The sequence below is a fragment of the Paenibacillus konkukensis genome (genome assembly GCF_023523925.1).
Lineage (GTDB): Bacteria > Bacillota > Bacilli > Paenibacillales > NBRC-103111 > Paenibacillus_S > Paenibacillus_S doosanensis.
On sequence record NZ_CP027059.1, the window covers coordinates 641,762 to 666,038 of the forward strand.

Below are 24,277 nucleotides of genomic sequence, written 5' to 3' on the forward strand. Positions count from 1 at the left end.
CGTTTGATAAGATGCATAGACCATAAACATATTCGGAGAAGGAGAAATCATCTCATGAAAAAAACTTGGACTGCATCTGCCCTGTCTCTTGCTCTGATCGTTTCGGCGGCCGGCCCCGCCTTCGCTTCTGCGCCTTTTCAGGATATCGGCGGCAGCGGCGCCAAACAGCAAATTGAAGCGCTGCAAGCAAAAGGCATCGTAAGCGGCGTGACCGACGAACAATTCGCCCCGGGGGAACGGCTGCTGCTCTCGCAAGGCATCGCCATGATTACCCGCGGCCTGCCTGCGAGTGCCCCGGCCGGCGACGGCGGCGCAGCCTCCGGCACGGCCTTTTTTACAAGCGTTCCCGCCGCTTCCTGGTATGCCGCTTCGTTCGAATCGGCTCGCCTGCGCGGACTGGATTTGCCCGCCGAGGCCAATCCGGCCGAGACGATGACCAAGGAGCAGTTTGTCCACTACGTGGTGCAGGCTATGGAATCCACGCATTTGTTCCCGCTCATTAAGCTGAGCCCTGCGGAGATTGCCGACGGCGACGAGCTGACGGCCGGTTATCAAGGCACCGTTCAGCGCGCCCTGCATTACGATCTGGTTGCTCTCGACGAATCGGGCCGCTTTCATCCTCAGAGCCAGATGACCCGTGAAGAAGCGGCCGCTATTTTATATAAGGCTATCGCGCTTTATGAGAAGCAGGAACAGATAGCTAAACAAATCGAGGAGGAGCAAGGCGGAGCCGCTTCTTCCGGAACGCAGCGCTGGATGAACGTTCCGCCGGGCGTAACTCCTGCGGACAACGAGTGAATCAAGGAGATGAACATCATCATGAATACTTCCATGAACGTTAAGGCTAAGATCATCCCTTGCGTCGTCGTCCTCGGCGCCATGCTGGCGTTAGGAGCATGCAGCTCCGACAACCGGGACGCGGCGCAACCCCCGCCGGCGCCGACACCGTCGCCTGCCTCCACGGCCACGCCGGCGCCTAATGCTTCCGATACCGGCGCGAGCACAGCCCCCGGCAAAACGCCGGCCGCTGCAGACTCGTCGGGCAATAAGGGCGCATCCGGTTCTAGCGGTACGGCGGGTACGGCAGCCGGCTCTTCGGAAATCAAAGAGGCTGCGGAAGCCGAGAAACAGCTGCAGGAGCTGCTGAAGCTCGCCAAACAAGGCAAAGTCCCTCACATTGAATATGCCGCGCATACGGGCCTGATCGACGAAGTGGAGAAATCGTGGGGCAAGGCGGACAAGACCGACAGCGCAGGCAAAGGTCTCTACGCCACTTACAGCAAGAAGCACGCCGTCTTCGGCTTTAATAAAGGCAGCCAAATCTTCGATGTCCGCTCGGATGATCCCGAGCTGCGGAAGCTTAAGCTCGATCAAATCGAGAAGACGTTAGGCAAGCCTCAGGATACGAAGGTTAACGGGGAGGACATGATTTACATTTATAAAGCGAACGATCAGTTTCAACTGAAATTCATCATTCCGAAATCGACCGGTAAAGTGGATCATATCTCAGTATTCTCGCCTCAAGATTCGATCAATAATATGGCCGGCTGAGGAACTGACTCGCCATCAAGGATTGCGCCGGAACTATTGCGGCTCGTTACCCGGAAAACCGGGAAGCGAGCCGTTTTTGGGCGTGCCCGGATTTATCGGCGCTTTGCCGCAACGGTGTCCCGATAAGCTTCGGAGAAGCGTCCGGATCGTGGGCGTGGCTCATCCCGCCCGAACCGGGCACGCGGATGACTCGTTCGCGCTAAATCGAACCCGTCTTATTCCCGGCGACGATAAACCGCCTGTGGCTGTCGATAAAGCTCCACCGGTAAGCGAGGGGAAACGATTCCGCATCCGCGTCGAGCAAATGCTGCACATCATGCTCCCGTACGCCGTTTAACCCCGCCGCTTCCATGAGCGCAATCACTTTGCCCGGATCGACCCCGCTGAACGGCAGCATATGGGCTAAATCGTCGTATCCTCTGCCCTTTCCTTTCCACGGAATCTTCCCTTTGGTGAAAAAGGTAAGCGAATGCCCCATAAAAATGCGCATTTTTTGCTTATAGGTCAGCTGCTTATTAGTCCAATCTCCGTCCATAACAAGCACCCTGCCGCCCGGCTTGAGCACGCGGACCCATTCGCGAATCGCCCTCCCCGGATTCGGCAGCGTCCACAGCAAATGCCGATTGGCTACGACATCGAAGGAATGATCCGGGAACGGGAGCGACTCCGCATCCCCTTCAATAAAGCTGCACGGCAGCTCCAAGACGGCAGCCTTCTCGGCAGCGATCTCCAGCATGCTCGGCGACAGATCGAGCCCTGTTACCGTATGCCCCATACTCGCGAATTGAAGCGCCAAAAATCCCGGTCCCGTCCCTACGTCCAGCACATCAAGCCGTTCTTCGCCGCGGGCCGGCAGCAATCCGGTTAACGTCTCCTTCCATAATCGCTGCTGCCGCTCCGTCTGTAAATACATGTCGCTGCGCCCTGTGTACTCGCGGGATCTCCAGTTCCAATCTTCTATAATTCTTTCTTTCATCGATTTTGTAGACATCGCGTCCGCTCCCTCTGCCTCTTCTTGCTGTTCGGCATCGAACATTTGATCCTTGGAAATGCCCTCAAGCCCGCAGCAAAAGCTTGTCCATATGTACCGTTTCAAAAGAATCGAACGGCTCCAGCCGGAAGCAAAAGCCCTGCTTCTCCCAGAACCGCACCGCTCCCGGCAAAAACCGGTGCGTATGCAAATACATCGTCTCGTAGCCTTTGCCCAGCGCAAGCGGAAGCAATCGCTCAACCATCCGCGTCCCGATCCCCTGATGACGGAGCTCCGGCTTTACGTAGCATTTGACCAGCTCGGCCGTCGTTTGCCGGGGGTAACGTCCCTTTATCTCTCGAATCCGGTCATCATAGCCGAGAAAGGCGGCCGTCGCCGCAATAGCTCCCTCTTTGTCGAAGGCGGCCAGAAACGCCGCTCGGTCCGACCGGTAATACACTTCCCGAAATGAAACCATATCGGGCGGCAGCGCATTCGGATCGAGCATCGGGAATACTTCCCGGATAATGTCCATGACGAAATCGATCGCCGCAGGTACCTCTTCCCATTCAATCTCCCTGATAACAAAATCATCTGACAGCTGGTTCATAGGCTCTCTCCTCTTGTCTAGCATTCATCCTAAATCAGGTAAAATCGTGTCACATTTATTTTAGAAAGTAACACAATATAGGCTGCATGTAAATAACTTTCAGGTGAAGTTCACACTCCTACCACCTCGGGTGGCCGATTACCGGAGCGAGCGAAAAGCCCGCTTCAAACCGCCGGAGCGGCTTAAAACGGGCCTCGCAAATAGAGCCTGCGGCTGTATGCCATCCTTATTGATCCCATTCCACCCGAAGCAGTATCCGGTATTTCATCAAGGATAAAACGAAATCGACGTAGAAATCTTTCCTTACTATGAATTGGTAGGTGCGATTTTTGAAGGCGTAGGACATGACATCGGTCAAGACGTCATTTTGTTCAAAGTCTTTCTGGATATTCCGCATCCGCTCGTCCAACGACGCATCTCCAATCAACCGAATTCGAAACTCGACGTCCTCTCCGTTGACCGATTCCTGAAGCTCTACGTTCTGCACATCATAAGCATAAGTTAGCACGGAGCCGTCCTCCCTGTTCAAATGAGATATCTTACATAAATATACACGCTAGCCAAAATGATCGACAAAATCATTAACGGAAAGCCGTATCGCAAATAACGAACAAACGTGATCGGATGCCCTTCCTTGCCGGCAAGACCCGCTACGATCAAATTTGCGCTCGCTCCGATCAAGGTTCCGTTGCCGCCGAGACACGCCCCCAGAGCCAGGCTCCACCACAGCGGCTCCAGATTGGCAACCCCCATATTGCCCATTTCCTGAATCATCGGAATCATCGTCGCTACGAAAGGGATGTTGTCGAGAAAAGCAGAGGCCAGCGCGCTAAGCCATAAGATCAACATCGAAGCCGCCACCATATTGCCTCCGGTCAGATCGACGGCTTCGGCTGCCAGCTTGGCGATCACGCCGGTTTCCACCAGACCGGATACGAGGACGAACAGCCCGATAAAGAAAAATAACGTAATCCATTCCACGCTGTGGAACGCTTTTTCCAGCATCGGTTCCCCCGTCAGCAGCAGAAGCAGACATGCCCCCGCCAACGCAACCGTCGCCGATTCCAAATGCAGCGACTGATGCAGGAAAAATCCGAGGATGGTCAGACCGAGCGCCAGAAGGCATTTGCGGAGCAGCTTCCGATCCGTGATGACGCTCCTCTCGTCCATCTCCATAATGCTGCGCTGAAGTTCGGGCGTCGACTTGATTTGCTTGCCGAACATAAGAAGAAACAGCGGCACATAGACGAGCATAATGATAACTGCGATCGGCGTTAAATTGCTTATAAAGGACATGAAGGTCAATTCCTTCACGGCGCTGCCGATCATAATGTTCGGCGGGTCGCCGATCAGCGTGGCCGTCCCTCCGACATTGGAAGCGATGATCTGCGCAATAAGGAAGGGAACCGGGTTTACGCGCAGCTGTTTGGTTATGCTGAAGGTTACCGGCACCATCAGCAGCACCGTTGTGACGTTATCCAGAAATGCCGAACCGATAGCCGTTAGAACCGTCAGAGCGATCAGAATTCTCCGCGGATGACCTTTGGCTCCTTTGGCCGCCTTGATCGCCACATATTTGAACAGTCCGGTATCTGCCGTAATGCCCACAATTATCATCATGCCGATGAGCAGTCCGAGCGTATTGAAATCAATATGGTGAATCGCCGTCTCCTGACTGACGATGCCAAACACGATCATCAGAACGGCCCCGATCATGGCCAGAATCGTCCGATGAATTTTCTCGGAAACAATAAGTCCGTAAATCACAATAAAGATGATGATTGCCCAAATCGCCTGCTGTTCCATAACATCCTCCCGATAAGTAAGCTCGCATGGGAAAAAAGACAAAGAGGAGCCCTTGTTGACAGGCTCCTCCTAAGTGTTTCCCTTATGTAATTTATACAACGATAATAATACTGGTTCCGGGAAAAAAAGTAAAGCGGCGTATAACCGGCGCCCGTTATACCCCATACTGCTAGTAAGCTATTACGATGGTAAAAACAGGAGGCCGAGCCGATGTACACTCTATTAGCCAAGCTGTCGCTGTGTCTCGCCGTCATCGCGGCGGCGCACGGGCCGAAGGAACGCCTGGACGCCTGGAACAGGCTTTCCGCGAGCTTCGGCGAGGAAACGAAAATCCAATGGAATGAAGCTCTGCAAACGCCCTCGCGGATCGAGGGCACGCTATCGCCCCCTTCCGCGCATTCGCATCCCTGGATCGCCAGGCAGACGATGAACAACTTGAAGAATGTGTACGGCATTCGCCGGCCGGAGCAGGATTTGGTCATCGCCGGGAGCGGGACGCTGCCGTCCGGCGGCAGCTACGTCATCTTCCGGCATCTTCTTTACGGAAAGCCGGTTTACGGCGACGAGCTTGTCGCAGAGATCGACCCAAGCGGCATCGTCCGCCGAATATACGGCACCTTCCACTCCGACTTGGAGAAGAAACATTTTTATCGTCCGCTTCATGCCGCCGTTTCGGACAAGCAGGCGGTGCAAACCGCGCGGGCGGCATTGTCCAATCCGGCTTCTCGCAATCTGCCTGCCACAGTCAGCCTGATGTATTTGCCCTCGCGCAAAGGCAATCCTCTCGTCTATGTCGTCCGGTTTGAAGGCGGTTCGGCGGGACCCGATTCAACGTCGCGGTACGTCGATATCGTGATGGTACATGCGCTGACCGGCCATATTATCGAAACGCCTTAAACGGAGGGTGAACAAAGAGCGATATAATCCATAATGATACGCACGTTGTCCTCCTTGCCGCTGCGGTCGGTTCGTATGACCACATCCGGCCGGTGCGGAGGCTCGTAGACGTCGGATATGCCGGTGAAGGCCGGAATTTCGCCGCGCTGCGCCTTGGCGTACAGCCCTTTCACATCGCGGCGAACGCATTCTTCGAGCGGGCATTCCACGTAGACTTCAATATAATGAGGCAGCTCGCGGCGGAGAAACTCTCTCATTTCTTCATAAGGAGTAATCATCGAGACGACGGTCGTCACTTGGTTGCGGTTCAGCAGACCGCTTACATATGCCGCTCGGCGCACATTCTCCATCCGGTCCCCGCGGCTGAAGCCGAGTCCTCCGCCGATATGCTTGCGAAGCTCGTCTCCGTCCAGACATTCCACGGGGATACCCTCGCTGCGAAGCGCGCCGGCGAGGGCCAGAGCCGTCGTCGTCTTACCGGAACTGGGCAGTCCGGTCAACCATATCGCATAAGGATGCCGCTTCGGCTGCACCTTCATCTCCTCCCTCCCGTTCCGCCATTGGCGCGATCCTCTCCAGCAATCCATTGCCGTATACCGAATCCAGCTTCAGCTCCGGCATATGAATATAGCCGATATAACAGTCGCAGCATGCCATCCGGCAAGCGCGCTGCCGGGAGAGCCCTTCCAGACCGTCGCGGTACAAATTGCCGATAATTTGCCGGTCTTTGTAGCAGCGCTTCACGCGGCCGTCGCCCTGCACGTAGAAAACGTCGCAGCCGGCTTTGCATGGCCGGCCGAGGCTCTCGTAGTCCGCCGCGTTCAGCATAAAATGCGGATCGATGCTCTGCAACAGCTCCAAATCGTCCTGCGCATAATAATCCGGGCGATCCTTGTACGCATTGACCCACATGTACGCATCGGGCGGCAGCGCCTTGCGAAGCGACCGCAGCGCTTGGAACGCGCTCTTAAGTCCGACGGAACCGACGCTGAAGCGGATGCCCCGGCGGTACAGCTCGCCGCACTGCCGCAGGAAGGCGGCTTCTTCCGTCTGCCCCGGATGATACGTCGCCCAGAAAGCCGCTTTCTGCGGATTCAAGTCCGCCGTCCAGTCCAGCTTGACGGACAAATTCGTCTGAATCGCCACTTTATCCACATGCTCCATGCGGGAGAGCTCTATCATCGCCGCGCGGTACCACCGGTGTACGAGCCCTTCGCCGTACGGGTTGAAAAAGACGGAAAGCCGGTGTCCTTCCTCGCCCTGCCGCCGGACCCAATCGACGAATTTCCCGATATAGGCTTTGTCCTTAGCCAATGTCGCGGCGGAGTCTTTGTTTTTGCTGAACGGGCAATAAGGGCAGTCATAATTGCAGGAGGTCAGACTTCCCCGGTAATAGAGCGTCGCTTTCATGTCAGCACATAGCTTTCCATGCGTTCCCGCACATCCGGCGAAATCAGCCAGTCCCCGATCGCGTCCGAATAAGCCAGCCCTTCGCCGGTGAGCCGCAGAACGCCCTCCTTCAGCTCGGCCAGTCCGGTATGCAGCAGCAAATCCAGCTCCGGATGATCCTCTGCAGCCTGACGGCCGAAACGGCCGAAGTACGAGCTAAGCTCCAGTCCCTCCGCGTGCAAAATAGCTTTGATGATAAAACGCCGCCGCTGCTCCGCCTCGCTCAGCACGATGCCGTAATCCGCCGCCGTATAGTCCTCCGTGCCTACATAGTCGGCGATAATGCTCTCGGTCGCTTGCCGGCTCACGCCATAACGCGAGGCGTAGTGAACGCTTCGCGTATAAGAGCGGGCGCCGCAGCCGAGGCCGATCATCCCTTCCTCCTGACAGCCGTAAGGAAGCAGCGGCTTGCCGGAGCCCGCCTCGGGTTTGGCGAATCTGCGCATGGAGTACTGGACATAGCCTCGGTCCAGCAGCCGATCGCGCGCCGCCTTGTACATGGCGAGCCGCAAATCTTCGCCGCTCTGCCGGACCGTCTCCGGCTTCACGATCGTATGATCCCGCGTATACAGCGGATAAATGAACAGCTCCTCCGGCTCGTATTCCAGCGCCCGGTTCAGAGAGTACAGCCACGACGAGACCGACTGCCCGGGAAGGCCGTAAATCAGATCCAAGTTGAGAATCGGAAAGCGAAACCGTTTCAGAACGCCCAGCGCCCGCTCCACCTCATCGGGCTTTTGCGGCCGGTAAATCGCCGCTGCCTCCGCTTCGATAAAGCTTTGGATGCCCATGCTGACGCGGTCGGTGCGATGCTGCCCGAGAACGGCCAGCCTCTCTTCCGTCACCGTCTCGGGCGACGTCTCGACCGAAATCGAGGCGGTCTGCGGGTCCAGCCCGATCGTCTCCTCCGCGATCCGGAACAGCCGGTCCAGCTGCTCCGCTTCCAGCAGCGTAGGCGTCCCTCCGCCGATCGCGAACCGGGCTATCGGCTTGCTGCGCAAAAACGGCGCCCACTGCTCCGCCTGCCGCTCCAGCGCGTCGACGTACCGCTGATGCACGTCGGCTCGTTTGTCGGGCAGCGTGAACAAATTGCAAAATCCGCAGCGCGCTCCGCAGAACGGAATATGCATATACAAAAAGAACGTTTCCGCCGGCTCGCCGCTCCACAGCTCCGCAAGCGGAAGCTTCCGCTCCAGCGGCCGATACGATGTTTTATGCGGGTACGAATATAAATAAGAGCGGTACGGCTCCGCGGTCAGCGCCGCTTTCCAGTCGCGGAGGGCGGCCGCATCGCCGAGCATATCCTCCCGGTACGGGGGAATGTCAGTTCGGTTCATGATGGTGAACTCTCCTCTCCGGCTCTGTCCTCATGCTCCGGCCGTATAATAAATTCCCGGTACGGCACGTTCCAGACGACCTCATGCGCCAGCCTGTGGCCCATATAGCCGTCTTCTCCGTAGGCAGTACCATGGTCGGAGAACGCCATACAAAAGGTTGGACGCTGCCGCCTGCGAAACGCCTCGAACAATCTACCCAGCTCCCCGTCGACATAGCGCAGCGCGGCCCGCTGCGTCTGTACGGAATCCTGTTTGGCGCCGGGGACGAAGTAATGATTCGGGCCGTGAATGGCCGACACGTTGATGAACAGAAATAAGCGTTCCTCCCGACTCGACCGCTCCAGCAGCTTCAGCGCGTGATTCACCTGATGCTCCGTGGAACGCGGGTTCGTCACGCCGAACGTCATTCTCCAGTAGCTTTCCTGAAAATAGCCGGGAAGCACTTTGGCCAAAGGCACTTTCTTCGTAAAAAAAATAACGCCGCCGATGCATATCGTCCGGTAGCCTTCCGCCTGCAAGCCGGAGACGATATCCGGCGTATCGAACAGCCATGTATGGGGATGGGTCTTCAGCCCCGTATTCCTCGAATGAAACAGCCGGATGTGCTCCGACTTGTTCGTCGTCGCCGGCGTCGGGAGGAAGCCGCCGAAGAACGCATGATGCGCGGCATAGGTAAAGCTGCCCGGCGTATGCCGCTTCTCCCAATGCCCGCCGCCGCATAAATTCGGGCAGTTCTCCTCTTCGAGAACCGCAGCGTCATACCGCAGCGTGTCGAGCGTAACCATCAGAATGTCGTGGCTGCCGACGATTTGATTCATATCCGTCACTGTCGTTTCTCTCCTCTCTGCTCTCGGCTGTCATGACGGTTCTTACGCTAAATTTTCTTATATTGCCATTCATAAGGATCATATCCCCGATACTGTACGCGATACAGCAAATCTCCGAACGGATTGACATCCAGCACATAGGGGCGACGGGCTCCGTTGCTGAGCGCAATATCGATGCCGGCGACCGAGGAAGCGGGAAATGCGGCAAGCGCGCTTTCCGCACACTCCCTGGCAGCCCGCCGGTCGGCTTCGGACAGCCCGACCTCCTCCGCCGTCATCCGCTCGTTCCTTATATGCAGATTCGTAATGGGAGTGCCGCTCACTCTCGCCACTTGATGGCAGGCCTCTCCCCGCACGACGAGCTGGCGGATATCGAAGGTCCGCTCTTTGTAAGAAGCCTTCGGTATCCATTGCTCGGCATGCGCTCCATGCTTCAACAGCCAATCGACCAGCGGTTTAATCACCTTCGCGTCCGTATAGCGATACGGCTTTTTTACGCTGAATATCGAAGGAGGGCGCGCCGTATAATGCTCCATGCCCATCGTGGTGACCGCCACTTCGGCTCCGGTCGCCGGATGCGTCTGATAAGCGATCACTCCGCACGCCCCCGAGCCGGTAGCCAGCTTCAGAAAAATCCGGTGCATCCGCTTCGCCGCCATCTTCTCGCGCAGCGCTTCGTAATCGGGCAGTTCTTCGGGAGAAGCCAGCAGCCGCGGCATCGGAATGCCCGCGTCCGTCAGCAGGCGGTGCGTCGCCCGCTTGTCGAACATGACGGCGATATCGCCCGGCGCATTCACCCACCGCGGCGCCGCCCATAACCGGCGCGCCTCCTGCTCCAGCCCCGCCAGCAGACGGCAGTAGCCGCGAAACCACTGCGAAGGATGGTACAGCCTTCCATGCCGCTCTTGCATGCGCAGCGCATTATTCCTCGACAGCGGCCGCCAATCCTCGCCGCCGTATGGCAGCAGCCGATCGGCTTCCTCTGCGGAGCACGCGTCCGGCGCGCCCAGCGCGATCAGCGCCCGCTCGACCTCAAAGAGCTCTCCCGGCGCATCGAGCCGCAGCAGCGGCGGCTCGCTTATGCCGGCGTACCCCGCCCGCTCGGCGGCTCGGGCCAAGGAGGCTTCCCCTTCGAGCAGCTCCAGATAGCTTAGCTCCAGCGCCGGGGGCAGGCCCATCTTGAGCCTGGCCGCCTGCAGCCCCGAGGTGCGCCGGTTTCCCGGGTTGCCGATCAGAATCATTCGTTCCATCGTTATTCGGTCAGAGCCGGATAACGGAAGTCCTCATCGTCGTCGCCGTCCTGCTGCTCGCTGACGTCGACCTGAATGTCCAATCGCTTCAAACGATTCATCATATCGTCCGACATATAATGGTAGCCGAGATCAAGCAGCTTGAGCCCTTTTATTTTATCGCTCCGCAATAGCGCCTCGCCGCCTTTGTCCGTCAGCGTTCCCATCGACAAATCCAGCGTTTCCAGCTGGCTCACAATCGGAGCGTCCGCTACGGCGATGGCGATTTCGTCTTGGATTTCGCTGTCTTTTAATCCCAAATACTTCAGTTTCGGAAATTTGCCCGGTTCGATGAGCGGAAGAACGTCTTCCAGACCGCCGTCAAAGCCGTATTCATCCACGCCCAAGTACAGCTCCAGCTTGCGCAGCTCGGGGAAGCTTCCCTCACGAATGCTGGCGAGCACATTCTTGCCCAAACCGCCGCAAATAATCGTCAGCTCCTCCAGCTTCTCGTGGCGGGCGGGGTCAAGCTTCAGCCCGGTGCTGCCTTTGATCGTCAGAGAAGTCAGTTCCGGGTAAGCCGTAAGCAAAGGCGCCAGATTCGTCTGGTTAATCCAGGACACTTCGCATTCCTCGAACGACATATCCCCGATAAACAGCTTGCGCAGCTTAGGGAATTTGCCGCTGAGACGGACCAAGGCCTCCACGACTTCGCCGGAGTCGTTCTCGTAGGCGCCGCCCCAATCGCCGATAATCAAGCTTTCGAGCTGCCGGCCCTCCTCGCTGTCCGCGGCCTTCTCAATCAAATCTACCATTTTGACGCCACCCTCATACTGATCGTAATCTATCGATAATTTTAATTCGGACATAACTCTTCCTCCAATCATTTTCTATAACCTACTATGTATTATAAAAGCTGGAAAATAGACTTTCAAATAGAATCGGCGCTCAAGCCCCTTGCCCTTCCGATGGAGACGTTACACCTGCCTGATCCTCCTCACTCCTCCGATATGACGGTAAAGGCTACCTTATATTATACCGGCTCATTTATGCGAACACATGGTCCTTTCTCATTATTTTACCGGGTGAACGTGTAACACTGGACTTAAGTCCAGTGCTCGGACTGCCCCAAGGAAGGGCGTAATCCGTTTCCGATCCGTGCTACAATTGCCTCACAAGAAACCTAATAAAGGAGCTTACATACCTATGAATCGAATCATTATCGGCATCGTGTTCATTTTACTTGGAGGGGGATTGTACTTGAATCAGGGACATCCCGTCGGGTTGGGTGAGCTGTTCGGGTACTACTGGCCCAGCCTGTTCGTCATTCCGCTCGGCTTATTTTTCCACTGGCTCTACTTCAGTATGACGGCCCCCAGAGCCGCAGGGCTGTTGATACCGGGAGGCATTCTGTTTACGGCGGGGATCGTCTGCCAAGTTTCTATGCTGTTCGACAGCTGGGACGTGACATGGCCCGGATTCATTATGGCCGTCGCCGTCGGGCTTTTGGAATTTTACTGGTTCGGCGCAAGAAACCGCTACCTGCTGATTCCGATCAACATTTTGGCAGCGTTGTCCCTGCTGTTCTTTGCCGTGTTTACGCTCGGCGCGCTCTATAATCAACTGGTTGTCAAAGGCCCGATCTTCGGCATCGTCCTTATGGCTCTCGGAGCTTACGCTCTGATCGGCGGCAGCCGCAAACGCAAAGCTTGAAGTCTGCGGCCGACAAGGCGTTCCGCGCGGTGCCGCGCAGCGGCAGCGGAATCGTCAACACCGCATGGGAGCTGAAAACAAGCGGCGAATGCTTCTGACACTGTGCCAAAATCAACAGCAGCGGATAGCCGCCTCGAAGGTTCCCGGTCAAATGCGGACCGGGAGCTTTTTCTGCGCATCCTTCCCTCGGCCGCTTTGCAAGCCGCTTGCGCTCCCCCCTCGCATTACAATGCAAAGGCAACCTTTACAGTTTCGCCCCATACCGCGGGACGAATAATAGGCTTTCCGCCATCCCTGAGCGTACAAACAATTACCCGTTAACGGAAAGTAACTGCAATATGGCCCGTCCAAGACAGTTCCGGTACAGGCCCAAGCTTACTAATTCATCAGTCATTCCTCCGGCGTTCTTCGCAGGCGGCCCGACGCCGCCTGTTCTATCCTCGCCTCCTGACGGGTGCGCCTTCGCGCCCTTCCGGTTTATTATCGTAAACCCCTATATTCCCCTCTCGCGGCAAGGGTGATATACTCATGCTTAGAGAACCTGCTGTGTGTGCTTAACATAAATAAACCGTGCACGCAAAATCAAGTCAGGATAGGAAGAGGAACTTCGTTATGAATTCATCCAAGAACAAGACAGCATCGCCGCACCAGAGCGACCGCTTTCCGCTGTCTCTGTTGTGTCTCACCGTCGGCGCGTTTGCCATCGGCATGACCGAATTTATTATTATGGGACTGCTGCCGAATGTCGCAGCCGACTTGAATGTCACCATCCCGCAGGCCGGCCAGCTGATTACCAGCTATGCGCTCGGCGTAGCCGTCGGCGCGCCTGTGCTGACGCTGTTCACCCACAGCATTCCGAAAAAGAAACTGCTCGTGCTGCTCATGGCCATTTTCATCCTCGGCAACGCCTTGTCCACGATCGCGCCGACATACGGCTTGCTGATCGCCGCCAGAATATTGACAGCCTTCGCTCACGGGACGTTCCTCGGCGTAGGCTCCTTGATCGCAGCCCGGCTCGTGAGACCGGAGAAACGGGCCGGCGCCGTTTCCATGGTGCTCGCCGGACTCACCGTCGCCAATATTATCGGCGTTCCCTTCGGCACGTTCATCGGCCAGCAGCTTGGCTGGAGAGCTTCCTTCGGCGCGATCACGATTCTAGGCATTGTCTCTTTATTCGGCATTATTCGCTTCATCCCGGTTATCGGGCAGGACAAGGCGTCCAGTCTCATGCAAGAGGTCAAAGGGCTGTTCCATCCGCAGGTTTTGCTGATTTTGCTTACCGGAGCGCTCGGCTGCGGCAGCTTATTTTCCGTCTTCACCTACATTACGCCGATGCTGGAGAATCTTAGCGGATTTGCCGAGCATAGCGTCACCTGGATTCTCGTCCTGTTCGGCTTCGGGGTAACGATCGGCAATATACTGGGCGGCAAGCTGGCCGACTGGAAGCTGATGCCGTCGCTTATGGTGAATTTTGCCTTGCTGGCGGTCATTCTTTCCTTGCTCACGGTGACGATCCATCATCCGGTTCTCGCCGTCATTACCGTCTTCTGCTGGGGCGTCGCCGCTTTCGGCATCATGCCCGGCATTCAGCTGCGCATTATGAACCTGGCGCATGAAGCGCCGATGCTCGCCGCCACATCCAGCCACTCGGCGCTGAACCTCGGCAATGCGGCGGGCGCCTATCTCGGCGGCCTGACGATTACCTACTCGGAACTCACTTCGGTTCCGTGGCTGTCCGCCGTTCTCGCCGTACTCGGCCTGCTCGGCGCGATGATGAGCTTCCGGGCGGACAGCAAGCCGAGCCGACAGGTGGCGGTGCGGTAGCCCGGCTGGCTCCGCTTCATCATGCGGCAAACTTCATATTAACGGCAGCAGACCGGCCTCCTGTTAAGGCAGCCGGTCTGTGTGTTTTCCGCCGGTTCAAGGCGGGATTCCTCTTCATTTTCCGTATTACCGTTTGTGAAAATAACGATAGCAGAGGCCGCTTAGTTTGCGGCTTGTTTGCGCCATTCCCTCCTCCAGCCTGCCCAGCGCTCGGAGCCGTCTCTGCACGCCTTCCAGCGTACCGACGCCCGCCATGTAACGGCCGAAATGATGAATGAACGATCCCATATAGCGCAGCTTCAGCAAATCCGGCATCGCCCGTATTTCCTCATCGGTCAGCTCCGTCTCCGAGCTATATCCTGCGATCAGCCGCTCCGCATGTTCCTCCTGCAGCGCTCCGTCGTCGATCAGCTGTGTCAAGCCAATGGCGAGCTCCATCGCTCTAAGGTCGGGCGAGACGAATTCAAAGTCCAGCACGCCGCTGATCCGCCCGTTATTCACCAGCCAGTTGCTGAACAGCAAATCGCCGTGAACGAGCTGATGAGGCAGCTCAGCCCATTGCAGCCGCTTCCTTTCCATAGCGTCCAGTTCATGCAGAAGCGCTTCGGCCATCCGGACGTCCGCGCCTTCAGGCGGGCCGGATAAGAAGGAATGAAGACGCTCCCTGGTCGCATGAGGGTGAATCTCATACAGATGATAAGACCCTCGGTAAGGCCCCGTCCGCCCGACGTTCAGCCGGGCAAGCGCCTTCGACAGCTCCCCCGTCGCACGGCCTACCTCGTACGCATCGCCGCTGCCGGGCCGCTCTCCTTCGATATAGTGAAACAGCACTCCCCATCGTCCGTTGTCCGTCAGCGTCACCGGTTCCCCTCGCAAATTCGGCACGACGGCGGGAATTTGAAACGAAAGCGGCTGCTTCTGCAGCTCGGACAGCACATCCAGCTCGTAACGGATCAGCTCCGAATCGCGTTTATTCATATATACTCTGAAGACGTAACGATGGCCGTTGCAATCGGCATAGCAGGTTTGATTGTTGACTCCGTAGGCGACCGGGCTGGTGCTTACCGCCGCAGGCGGTTCAAAATAAGCCGAGCCGATTTGCCGCTCGATCGCGCGGTTCAAGTCGTTCATAGGGTTCACCTCATTCGGTTTCGGCGGAAAGCGTCGGCGAGCTATCGGCAGCCCTGACGACGTGCCAAGCCGGCGGATGCGACAAGAATGCGGATGCGTGCGTCCAGCATTCAGTATGCGCGATGCGCGGGCCTTTTGTCGGGCCAACCGGCACAACTCGCGAGCTCTCGCCTGTTTCCCGATTTTACCATAAACGGCGGCCAACGTTACCGGAAGATTTCGTTTTACATAACTTTACCGGACGCCAAATCCCTTATTCAGATCCATATCGCTTTCCGGAGCTTTAATGGACATAGCTGCGCCTCGTCGTCTAATTGCCGAAAAGCCCCGTTAGACAGCGGATTCGGAGCTAATTAAGCGCCGTCCTGTCCGTTACCATTTAAAACCGCTGCATTCAGTCCCATTAACTGCCGTAGCGTCCGTTAGCGACGCAATCCGATTCACCGCCTTCACCGAAACGGAACAAATCCCCCAAAAGTGACGTGATGCTCTGAAGCTTATTCCGTCCGCATCCAGCCTAGGCTGGATCGGCGTCTAACCATTCCTCTGGGTTCGTTCTATGGGTAGACATTCCTTTCGGGGGAGCCCCCGGATATCCACAGGAATTTGCTGCGCATCATTTCCTAAACAACAAAAAAGACCGCAAACGCTGTGCGGCCTACCAACATGAACTTGCTATACCCGGCTTCACGATCCTTGCGATCGCGCTAACGCTTGCTTCATTTGCAGCAGCTTGATGAACGACGTATCGCGCGCTTGCAATTGTTCCTCTACCGACACGCCTTCGTAAGAGCATAAGCCCCTGCCCGTTTTGGCGCCCAGATCGTTGCGGGCCACAAGACGGTTGATCGTTTCCGGCGCTTTCTCCCCCTTGTCCAGATCGGGCAGCAAGTTATCGAGCACGCGCTTCCAGGTGTCGAGCCCGCCGTAATCGGCCGTCTCCACCGGTCCGATGAACGCCCAGCGGAAGCCCGGACCGTCCTTGATGACCCGGTCGATATCCGGAGCGTCGGCGACGCCCTGCTCGATCAACGCCATCGCTTCTCGCAGCAATGCTGCCTGTAGACGATTAGCGATGAAGCCGGGAACCTCTCTTTTCAGCACGACGGGCGATTTGCCGATCCGATTCAGCAGATTTACGGTCGCTTGCAGCGCCGATTCGGAAGTCAGCTCGTGCTTGACCACCTCCACCAGCGGGATGAGCGGCGCCGGGTTAATGAAGTGGGCGATAATATACCGTTCCGGATGAACGGCATGCCGAATCAGCGTCGATAGAGGCAATGTGGACGTATTGGAAGCGATGATAACCTCGGGTCCGCACCGCTCCTCCAGCTTCTCGAACAGCTGCCGCTTCAAATCCGGCACTTCGGGAATCGCCTCGAGAATCATACCGGAGCCGAGCAGGCTATCGTCCAGATCCGTCGTATATTGAATGCGCTTGCAAATCTGCTGCTTTTGCTCCGCGGATAGGGCCTTTTGCTGCACATACAGGTTCAAATTATCGTTAATGGAAGCTTCGGCGCGCTGCAGCGTATCCGCCGCAAGATCGTACAGCCTCACGGGAATCCCGCCTGCCGCCACCGTTTGGGCAATGCCATGCCCCATGACTCCGGCTCCGATCACCGTTACTTGTTCCAGCATGGGCGTATTCCTCCTTTTGGACATTTTTTCAGCTTTTTGCAGATTGTTCCCGCTTGTTTCGTCTGCTTTGTTCGCCGCATTTCTATAGGGCGGTGATGACCGGGCTGCTAGATATCTGTCCGACGGATTGAAATTTACGAATATTTATCCCCAATGGACCCTTTCATGCAGCGTAAATCACGTTTTGTTCAGTCATGGCGGATACATAATCGTTGAAAATGTTTCATCGGACAGACTCCTATACCGAAGGGGCTTTTAACGGCAAGCCGATCTTACCCGGGTTCAGCAGCCCTTTGGGGTCATTTTGATTTTTCGTTCGAATCACCCGCTGAATATGCGCTTCCCATCCGCCTTCCTCTAGCAAATACGTATGCGGATTAAAAATTTTGACGCCGATGGATTCGCAGAAATCGATCATTTCGTACAGCCGCTCCTTGGTCGTAAAACGCACAAGCGGGATTTGCTGCGGGATCAGCTCGCCGCCGCTGCGCATCCAGTCGAAGTGATTGTAGAACTCATCCGGGAACTTCGCTTTAATCAGCCCGATCTGCTCCATATAGCGGTCCAGCGAGAAGCTTCCTTGCAAGTACGTCATGCTCTCGTCCGCCTTGAGCGCCCACAAGGTCGTATGATTCCACGTATACTCGGCCAATCCTTGACCTTTCATATAATTGGCGGCCGGGATCGCGTGCGTAATCGTCCCGTTATACCTCTCCAGCAGCGGCTGCAGCAGTTCCAGCGAGGCTTCGTCCACTTCCAGGATGACGACATGCTTCTGATCTTGGATCACTTTCTTCAACGGGCGAAAATAGGACGGAATCGGCCATTCGCAGGTCGAAACGGAGCGCTTCGGAATCGATTCGTCCTGGGCGAGCGTCTCGGAGAAGCGCAGCGAATCCTCCAAATCCGCGAACGAGGCGATGCATTGCGCCCATTCGACTCTGGGCACCGCCCGGTAGATCACTTCGGTAATGACGCCGGTCGTCCCGTAGCTGTGAATATAGTTCAGCAGATCGTCTCCGCGGGATCGGATAACGCGAGGCTCCGCTTCCGCCGTAATAATCGTCGCTTCAATGACATTGCCGTCCCATAGAAGACCCCAGCTGATGGAGCCGATGCCTCCCGAGCCGCCGCTGACGAAGCCGGCCGCCGTCGATTTGGCGTAAGTGCTCGGAATGATGCATAATTCCTGCCGCTGTTCGCGGAGCGTCTTCTCCAGCGTCGATATTTTGACTCCCGGCTCGACCCGGACATACCCTTCCCCTATATCCAATATCCGGTTCATCCTGCTCACGTCGACCAGAACGCCGCCCTGCAGCGGTACGATCTGGCCGTAATTGCCGGTGCCCGCTCCTCTGACCGTGACCGGCACTTCATGCTGGACAGCCAGTGACAACACCCGCTTCACTTCCTCCTCGTTCAGAGGATAGACGATGACATCCGCCGTCTTGCCGTCGAGCAATTCCGTTAAAATCGGAGAATACCAATAAAAGTCCTTGGATAATTGTTCCCTGGAGGCCAGCTCCAGCACTACACGGTCGTCACCCAATAACGCGATCAATTCGCCGAACAAACGATTCATTCTGCCTCAGCCCCTTCAGATTGCAGTCTCTCCGGCCAGCGGCCGGAGCTTGTAACGGTTCATTGCTGCTTAAGCTTGCCGATTTCGAAGGAGGTTAGCTCCATCAAAATATCGGCCACCTGCCTGCCCTGCCGATCGTACAGCAGCTTGCCCTTGTCTGCGGATGCGGTTCGCGCATCGCCGAGAATGCCGCTCTCCGATACGTCGTCGATCGTCCATGCGAAGCCGGCGTTTTGAAACCGGAGGTAGCGCGAATGCTCCTCCAGCCGCGGATATTCGGCCCCAAGCCGCTCCTCGCGCACCCATTCGGGGTATGACGCCATAATCAGCGACGTTTCATAATCGCCTCCGTGGATGCCGAGCAGCCGCTCTTTTTCCGTAATCAAGCCCTCCTCAATGGTCAAGCCTCCAACATTCAGGCAAAATACCATCAAGCCTGTCTTAAGCCGCACTTCCCGCGCCATTAGATTGAGCAGCGCGCTGTTCCCTCCGTGCCCATTGAAGAGCAGCAGCCGTCTGAACCCGCTCTCCCGGACGCCTTGGGCAATATCCATTAGCACTCCCTGCAGCGTCGGAATCGACAAGGAAATCGTCCCCGCTCTTCCGCTATGCTCGCTGCTAATGCCGTATGGCATCGGCGCAAGCAGCCAAACGGCGTACCGCTCAGGCACATACTTGCAGGCTTCGTCCAATACGCTCTCGGCCAGCAAAGTGTCGGTATACACCGGCAGGTGGGAACCGTGCTGCTCCACCGCGCCGATCGGCAGCACGACCAGCGCCTCCTCCTTCGGAAGCGCTTGCACTTCCGCCGAAGTTAGTCTCGGTAAAAATCTGTCATGCCATGCGCTCCCGTTATATCTTCTCTCCATCGACGACGTTCTCCTTTTTCGTACGGTTTAGAAGGGTGGTGAAAAAGTCCGCTGCGGTGCCCATTTGATCTTCCGATCACTGTTGAAATCAGATTATTTGGATTTTTTTCCTTTTTCCATGGAGAGAATCCGCTTTCAAAGGCGAACGCTATCGCTTTTCCAGATTCAAACGGCCCCTTCGCTCTTTTTTCACCACGCTTTTAGGAGTCTGTCCGACGAAACAGGAAAAGCATAGTTTCGTCGCGAAACTTAACTGTAATCTGTTTATCTGGTAAAAAAGGGTGTGTGGTTTATGGCAAAATTTAAATCTTACTCCACGGAACAAGGTGAATTGTTTCCGATGTATTTGAGCGATTGGATCCCTGAAGATCATTTAGTGCGGCTTGTTAGCGACATCGTGGATCAGTTAGATCTCACGGTCATGACAAATCGGTATTCCCATCGCGGAGAAGAAGCCTATCACCCCGCCATGCTTTTGAAGTTATGGTTCTATGGCTATGCTACGGGTGTGTTCACCTCCCGGACCCTTCGTCAGGCTATGGATGAAAATATTCCTTTTCGTTGGCTATGTGGCGGCCATCGACCGGATTTCCGTACGCTCAGCGATTTTCGAAAGGATCACCTCGAATCATTACCGGGACTTTTCAAACAAGTGGTACACATCGCCATACAGCTAGGGTACGTGTCCCTCGGTCATGTCAGCATCGATGGTTCGAAGCTGAAAGCCCATGCATCGAAGCATAAGTCGATGTCGCGAGATCGGATGAACCAGGAAATCGAGCGTCTGGAAAAGGAAATCCGCGAAGCTCTCGAGCAAGCCGGCCAGATAGACGACCAAGAGAACGAAGAGCCCCTTTCGCTGTTGCCGGAATCGGTGACCAATCGCCAATCCCGACTTGAAAAAATCAGAGAGGCGCTCAGACAGTTGGAAGCTCGCAAACCGGTAGAGGAATCGAAGACACCGGACAAAGATCAATTTAACTTTACCGATCCAGATTCCCAAATCATGGATACGAAAACCCAAGGCGTCATCCAAGGATATAATCCGCAAATTGCCGTAGATGCGGATCAGGGATTCATCGTCGGACTGCAGATGAACCCTAGCAGCAGCGACCAACACCAATTCCAGCCGGTGCTCGGTTCCATCCGCAACATAACGGGAAAGGTGCCCGAGAAAGTGAGTGCGGACGCAGGGTACTTTAGTGCGGACAACATTCAGGCGGCGACGAAGGCCGAGACCGACGCCTACATCGCGGCAACCCGTGAAAACAAGCAGCACGGGAATCCGTACGATAAAACCAACTTTACGTATATCCCGGAAACGGATACCTATGTGTGCCCAGCGGGACAAACGCTGATCCACAAGTACACATACTATGAAAAGGATCCTCAAAAAGCGACTCAATGGGTGTATATGAGCGATGCCTGCCTGACCTGCCCGTTTCAAAAGGACTGCGTTAAGTCCGGATCCGGTAAACGAAGGGTCAAACGCAATGAAGGCGATCCGATCCGAGAAGCCATGAGAACCAAAGTGCAAAGCGATGCCGGTAAAGACATTTACCGGTTACGTAAAGCCATCGTGGAACCCGCGTGGGGGCAAATGAAAGAATGTCAGGGCTTTCGTCAGTTTCACCTCCGTGGCGAAGATAAGGTTGAGGGTGAGTTCGTCCTTTTGGCTTTAAGCTATAATTTAAGAAAGCTTCATTCTGCCAAATATCCCAAACCATCCACGGTGTATAAACGGGAGAGGTCTGCCCAAAAACGTAAAAAAGCGGCGTAACTCCCACAAAGGCAAAGAAAGACACAGTGATTATACTCAAATCGTGATGAAAAATCATTTGAAAACCGAGTCTTACTCCGAAGGGACCTACAAAAGTAACTCCGTCGGACAGACTCTTAGAAGTGTGGTGATTTCATCGTGTTAACCGGACGTTTAGGGCCGATTAAGGCCGGTTCTTGGGCAGCATGCAGCGGTCCGTCTCCACGATGATGCGTTCCACGTCGACATGCTTGAGCGATTCGTCCACTTGTGAATACGCCCATAAAATAATGAGTTCCTCCGTATCGCTGGCATTGACGAAACGGTGCGGAATGAACGCCGGAATGAACGATGTGTCGTAAGGCTCCAGAGCCGTGCGCACCCCTTCCACATCGCAAAAGGCATTGCCCTTCAAAATCGTCACCGACTCCTCGACATTATGGATATGGCACGGCAAGCTCTTGCCGGGCTCGAAGGTGGCAAGTCCGACGATGATCGTTTTTGGCCCCATCTCTTGTATCATCATATCATGAAACAGCACCCCTTGGTCCATTTCAAAAGGCTTCACATCTTTATATTTGCTGACTACCGGCTGATAAACCGTCTTTTCCATGACACATGCTCCATTCTGTATAGTTATGAAAGGAAAATTGCTCTATTTCTTGTTCAAATCGAACTGCAGATAGACGACGCGGGTTTGCAAAAATTCCTCCAGTCCGTGACGGCCGTCCGCCCCGCCGATGCCCGATTTTCTCCAGCCGTTATGGAAGCCCTGGATCGCCTCGAAATTTTCCCGGTTAATATACGTTTCCCCGAATTTGATCTCCCGGCACGCCCGCATAGCAATGTCCAGATTTTGCGTATAGATCGACGAAGTTAGCCCGAATTCCGAATCGTTCGCCAGCTCGATCGCTTCGTCCAAATCGCGGAACGTCATTACGGGAATGACCGGACCGAAAATTTCCTTCTGCATGATCTCCGAATCCTGCTTCACGTTCACCAGCACGGTCGGCTCGTAATAATAGCCTTCGGCGCGCGACGACCGTTTGCCCCCTGTAACGACCTGCGCTCCTTCCGCAATCGCCCGGTTGACCATCGCTTCCACCGACGCCAGACTTTGCTCGCTGACCAGCGGCCCCATATCGACGTTCTCCGCGATCGGATCGCCGTAGGTAACCTCGCTCATCGCCCGCCCGAGCCGTTCGATGAATTGCTCCGCTATGCGCTCGTGCACATAGACCCGCTCCACGCAGTTGCATACTTGGCCGGTATTGATAATCCGCGAGTTTTTGACGCTTTCGACCGCCAGATCCAAGTCCGCGTCGTCCATCACGATCGCCGGCGCCTTGCCCCCCAGCTCCAGCGACACCTTGATGATATTCTCCGCTGCCGCCGCCATAATCCGCGAGCCGGTCTCCACGCTCCCCGTGAAGCTGACCATCCCGATCTTCGGATTCGAAGACAGCTCCTGGCCGACCGTGCTCCCCCGGCCCGAGACGAGGTTGAACACGCCCTTCGGCAAATCCGTCTGCGCGACCAGCTTCGCGAATTCAAACGCGTTGTTCGGCGTCTCCGCGCTCGGCTTGACGACGATCGTATTGCCTGTGATCAGCGCCGGCGCGAGCTTCCGCGCAATCAGGAAGAACGGGAAGTTCCAGGGCAGGATGCCGCTGACGACGCCGATCGGCGACTTGAACATAAAGATCTGCTCGTTCGGCCGGTCGCTCTGAATAATCTCCCCTTCGTACCGTCTCGCCCATTCGGCCATGTAGTCGATGTAATCCGCCGTAAAATGAACTTCCACCGTCGCGAGGCTAAGAATCTTCCCCTGCTCCCGCGAAATCGTCAGCGCCAGCTCCTCCGCGTTTTCTCGTATTTTCTGCGAGATTTGCCGCAAATATTTGCCCCGCTCGACGGCCGGCAGCTTCTCCCACGACCGCTGCGCCGCCTCGGCCGCCGCTATCGCCTCCCGCGTTTCCTCGATCGTCGCGTTCGGCACCTGCGAGATGATGTTTCCCGTCGCCGGATTTGTAACCGTTAACATTTCCGGGTTTGTCGAAGCTCTGAATTCTCCGTTAATATACAGCTCGTAGGTTTTTGATCCATTGCTGGATACCGCCATGATAAGCCCTCCATTCGGATGTTCATTTGATCTTAACGTCAGACCATCTAACGTTAAGTTGATTATAGCAACGAACCAATGGAACGTCAATCCATAAAAAGAAAAAAAGCCCGGACAGCGGCTCGTCTTCAAAACGGGCTCTGTATCCAGGCTCTTGTCACTCATTCGATGATTCCGCCGACGCATTGGAAATGTTCAGCAGAATTTCGCCGACCGTCTCCAAGTGCTCGCGCATTTTCTCGCCGGCTTCGGCAGGATCTCTCCGCTGAATGGCGCGGGCAATCCGCTCATGCTGAGCGAGGCTGATCTCTCTGGCCGATTCGGACTGCAGCACTCGGTAGATCCACTCTCTCGTAATATCGCGCAATATAGACAGCACTTGAAACATAAACGAATTATGCGCCATCTGAGCGATATGAATATGAAATTCAAGGTCGGCGTTCAGAAACTCCTCGTTATCCTTGGCCTGCTTCATCGTGGCGATGATCGCATCCAGATGCCGCAGCTCTTCGTCGGAAGCCTTCAGCGCCGCCAGCTCCGCCAAATCGACTTCCAGCTTGAGCCTTGCTTCCACCAGTTCGACGATGTTATCAAAGCTAATCTTCGACATAAGCTCGAGGTGCTTGGTAAAAAAATTACCGAACGATTTGGACACAAAGGTTCCTTCGGGAACTTTCACTTCCACCAGCTCCAAAGCCACCAGAGCGCGTATCGATTCGCGCAGGCTGCTGCGTCCGACGCCGAACAGCTCCATCAGCTGCTTCTCCGAAGGCAGCTTCTCGCCCGGCCCGATGGTTCCGTTGACAATCAATTCGATTAATTTCTGTACGATATCTTGAGAAAGAGTCGTTTTCTTAATAGGATTGATCTTATCCTCCAACATTCTCATTCTCACTCCCCTCGATCTTAAAGTAGTCTTAATATCTGACAATCAAATAATACTATGAATATATAAAATTT

23 protein-coding genes are annotated in these 24,277 nt (G+C 55.6%); 6 read left to right on the top strand and 17 right to left on the bottom strand.

The window, feature by feature from the left end:
• Window positions 1–54: 54 nt before the first annotated feature.
• Together SK3146_RS02735 and SK3146_RS02740 are read left to right on the top strand one after the other, a co-directional pair.
• A complete protein-coding gene (locus SK3146_RS02735) occupies window positions 55–798 on the top strand; it encodes an S-layer homology domain-containing protein (protein WP_249863626.1) in 744 nt (247 codons plus the stop codon).
• Window positions 799–819: 21 nt separating this feature from the next.
• Window positions 820–1,551 (top strand): YjgB family protein, encoded by a 732-nt coding sequence (locus SK3146_RS02740; protein WP_249863627.1) that lies wholly within the window; start codon window positions 820–822, stop codon window positions 1,549–1,551.
• Between the two features lie 199 nt (window positions 1,552–1,750).
• On the opposite strand, the gene SK3146_RS02745 is transcribed toward SK3146_RS02740, so the two are convergent.
• From SK3146_RS02745 to SK3146_RS02760, 4 genes are all read right to left on the bottom strand, one after another.
• Window positions 1,751–2,647: a class I SAM-dependent methyltransferase gene (locus SK3146_RS02745; protein ID WP_249863628.1), complete on the bottom strand. Its 897-nt coding sequence runs from the start codon at window positions 2,645–2,647 to the stop codon at window positions 1,751–1,753.
• Window positions 2,607–3,131: a GNAT family N-acetyltransferase gene (locus SK3146_RS02750; RefSeq protein WP_249863629.1), complete on the bottom strand. Its 525-nt coding sequence runs from the start codon at window positions 3,129–3,131 to the stop codon at window positions 2,607–2,609. The genes SK3146_RS02745 and SK3146_RS02750 overlap by 41 nt, the downstream gene beginning before the upstream one ends.
• A gap of 226 nt (window positions 3,132–3,357) precedes the next feature.
• On the bottom strand, window positions 3,358–3,639 hold the full coding sequence (locus SK3146_RS02755) for a hypothetical protein (protein WP_249863630.1): 282 nt from the start codon (window positions 3,637–3,639) through the stop codon (window positions 3,358–3,360).
• Between the two features lie 17 nt (window positions 3,640–3,656).
• Window positions 3,657–4,937 (bottom strand): ArsB/NhaD family transporter, encoded by a 1,281-nt coding sequence (locus SK3146_RS02760; protein ID WP_249863631.1) that lies wholly within the window; start codon window positions 4,935–4,937, stop codon window positions 3,657–3,659.
• A 210-nt stretch (window positions 4,938–5,147) separates the two neighbouring features.
• On the opposite strand from SK3146_RS02760, the gene SK3146_RS02765 reads away from it, so the two are divergent.
• Window positions 5,148–5,834, top strand: a complete 687-nt coding sequence (locus SK3146_RS02765) for a hypothetical protein (protein WP_249863632.1) — start codon at window positions 5,148–5,150, stop codon at window positions 5,832–5,834.
• Here SK3146_RS02765 and cysC read toward each other — a convergent pair.
• From cysC to SK3146_RS02795, 6 genes are read right to left on the bottom strand one after another with little or no spacing between them, the layout of a single operon-like run.
• On the bottom strand, window positions 5,831–6,373 hold the full coding sequence (gene cysC, locus SK3146_RS02770; protein WP_249863633.1) for an adenylyl-sulfate kinase: 543 nt from the start codon (window positions 6,371–6,373) through the stop codon (window positions 5,831–5,833). The genes SK3146_RS02765 and cysC overlap by 4 nt on opposite strands.
• Window positions 6,309–7,244, bottom strand: a complete 936-nt coding sequence (locus SK3146_RS02775; RefSeq protein WP_249863634.1) for an STM4011 family radical SAM protein — start codon at window positions 7,242–7,244, stop codon at window positions 6,309–6,311. Before SK3146_RS02775 ends, cysC begins: the two co-directional genes overlap by 65 nt.
• Window positions 7,241–8,620, bottom strand: a complete 1,380-nt coding sequence (locus tag SK3146_RS02780) for an STM4012 family radical SAM protein (protein ID WP_249863635.1) — start codon at window positions 8,618–8,620, stop codon at window positions 7,241–7,243. Before SK3146_RS02780 ends, SK3146_RS02775 begins: the two co-directional genes overlap by 4 nt.
• Entirely contained in the window at window positions 8,617–9,447 is an 831-nt protein-coding gene (locus SK3146_RS02785; protein ID WP_249863636.1) for an STM4013/SEN3800 family hydrolase, read from the bottom strand. The genes SK3146_RS02780 and SK3146_RS02785 overlap by 4 nt, the downstream gene beginning before the upstream one ends.
• 47 nt (window positions 9,448–9,494) lie before the next feature.
• Window positions 9,495–10,697 (bottom strand): STM4014 family protein, encoded by a 1,203-nt coding sequence (locus SK3146_RS02790; RefSeq protein WP_249863637.1) that lies wholly within the window; start codon window positions 10,695–10,697, stop codon window positions 9,495–9,497.
• Between the two features lie 2 nt (window positions 10,698–10,699).
• Complete coding sequence (locus SK3146_RS02795) at window positions 10,700–11,545, bottom strand: STM4015 family protein (protein ID WP_249863638.1); 846 nt, start codon at window positions 11,543–11,545, stop codon at window positions 10,700–10,702.
• 337 nt (window positions 11,546–11,882) lie between these two features.
• On the opposite strand from SK3146_RS02795, the gene SK3146_RS02800 reads away from it, so the two are divergent.
• Together SK3146_RS02800 and SK3146_RS02805 are read left to right on the top strand one after the other, a co-directional pair.
• Entirely contained in the window at window positions 11,883–12,389 is a 507-nt protein-coding gene (locus tag SK3146_RS02800) for a hypothetical protein (protein WP_249863639.1), read from the top strand.
• A 612-nt stretch (window positions 12,390–13,001) separates the two neighbouring features.
• A complete protein-coding gene (locus tag SK3146_RS02805) occupies window positions 13,002–14,213 on the top strand; it encodes an MFS transporter (RefSeq protein WP_249863640.1) in 1,212 nt (403 codons plus the stop codon).
• Between the two features lie 126 nt (window positions 14,214–14,339).
• On the opposite strand, the gene SK3146_RS02810 is transcribed toward SK3146_RS02805, so the two are convergent.
• The 4 genes from SK3146_RS02810 to SK3146_RS02825 form a co-directional block, all read right to left on the bottom strand.
• Complete coding sequence (locus SK3146_RS02810) at window positions 14,340–15,344, bottom strand: phosphotransferase (protein ID WP_249863641.1); 1,005 nt, start codon at window positions 15,342–15,344, stop codon at window positions 14,340–14,342.
• Between the two features lie 687 nt (window positions 15,345–16,031).
• Window positions 16,032–16,985, bottom strand: coding sequence for a 3-hydroxyacyl-CoA dehydrogenase family protein (locus SK3146_RS02815; RefSeq protein ID WP_249863642.1), 954 nt, complete (start codon window positions 16,983–16,985; stop codon window positions 16,032–16,034).
• 238 nt (window positions 16,986–17,223) lie between these two features.
• The gene (locus SK3146_RS02820; protein ID WP_249863643.1) at window positions 17,224–18,567 is read right to left on the bottom strand and encodes an FAD-binding oxidoreductase; all 1,344 of its coding nucleotides are present in this window, start codon (window positions 18,565–18,567) and stop codon (window positions 17,224–17,226) included.
• 59 nt (window positions 18,568–18,626) lie between these two features.
• Window positions 18,627–19,436 carry a creatininase family protein gene (locus SK3146_RS02825; protein WP_249863644.1) on the bottom strand — a complete coding sequence of 270 codons (810 nt, stop codon included), beginning with the start codon at window positions 19,434–19,436 and terminating at the stop codon, window positions 18,627–18,629.
• A gap of 292 nt (window positions 19,437–19,728) precedes the next feature.
• On the opposite strand from SK3146_RS02825, the gene SK3146_RS02830 reads away from it, so the two are divergent.
• Window positions 19,729–21,216, top strand: a complete 1,488-nt coding sequence (locus SK3146_RS02830; protein ID WP_249860275.1) for an IS1182 family transposase — start codon at window positions 19,729–19,731, stop codon at window positions 21,214–21,216.
• A gap of 163 nt (window positions 21,217–21,379) precedes the next feature.
• Here SK3146_RS02830 and SK3146_RS02835 read toward each other — a convergent pair whose 3' ends face one another.
• From SK3146_RS02835 to SK3146_RS02845, 3 genes are all read right to left on the bottom strand, one after another.
• Entirely contained in the window at window positions 21,380–21,808 is a 429-nt protein-coding gene (locus SK3146_RS02835; protein ID WP_249863645.1) for a cupin domain-containing protein, read from the bottom strand.
• 42 nt (window positions 21,809–21,850) lie between these two features.
• Entirely contained in the window at window positions 21,851–23,317 is a 1,467-nt protein-coding gene (gene aldA / locus SK3146_RS02840) for an aldehyde dehydrogenase (RefSeq protein WP_249863646.1), read from the bottom strand.
• A gap of 157 nt (window positions 23,318–23,474) precedes the next feature.
• Window positions 23,475–24,206, bottom strand: a complete 732-nt coding sequence (locus SK3146_RS02845; protein WP_249863647.1) for a FadR/GntR family transcriptional regulator — start codon at window positions 24,204–24,206, stop codon at window positions 23,475–23,477.
• Window positions 24,207–24,277: the final 71 nt, after the last annotated feature.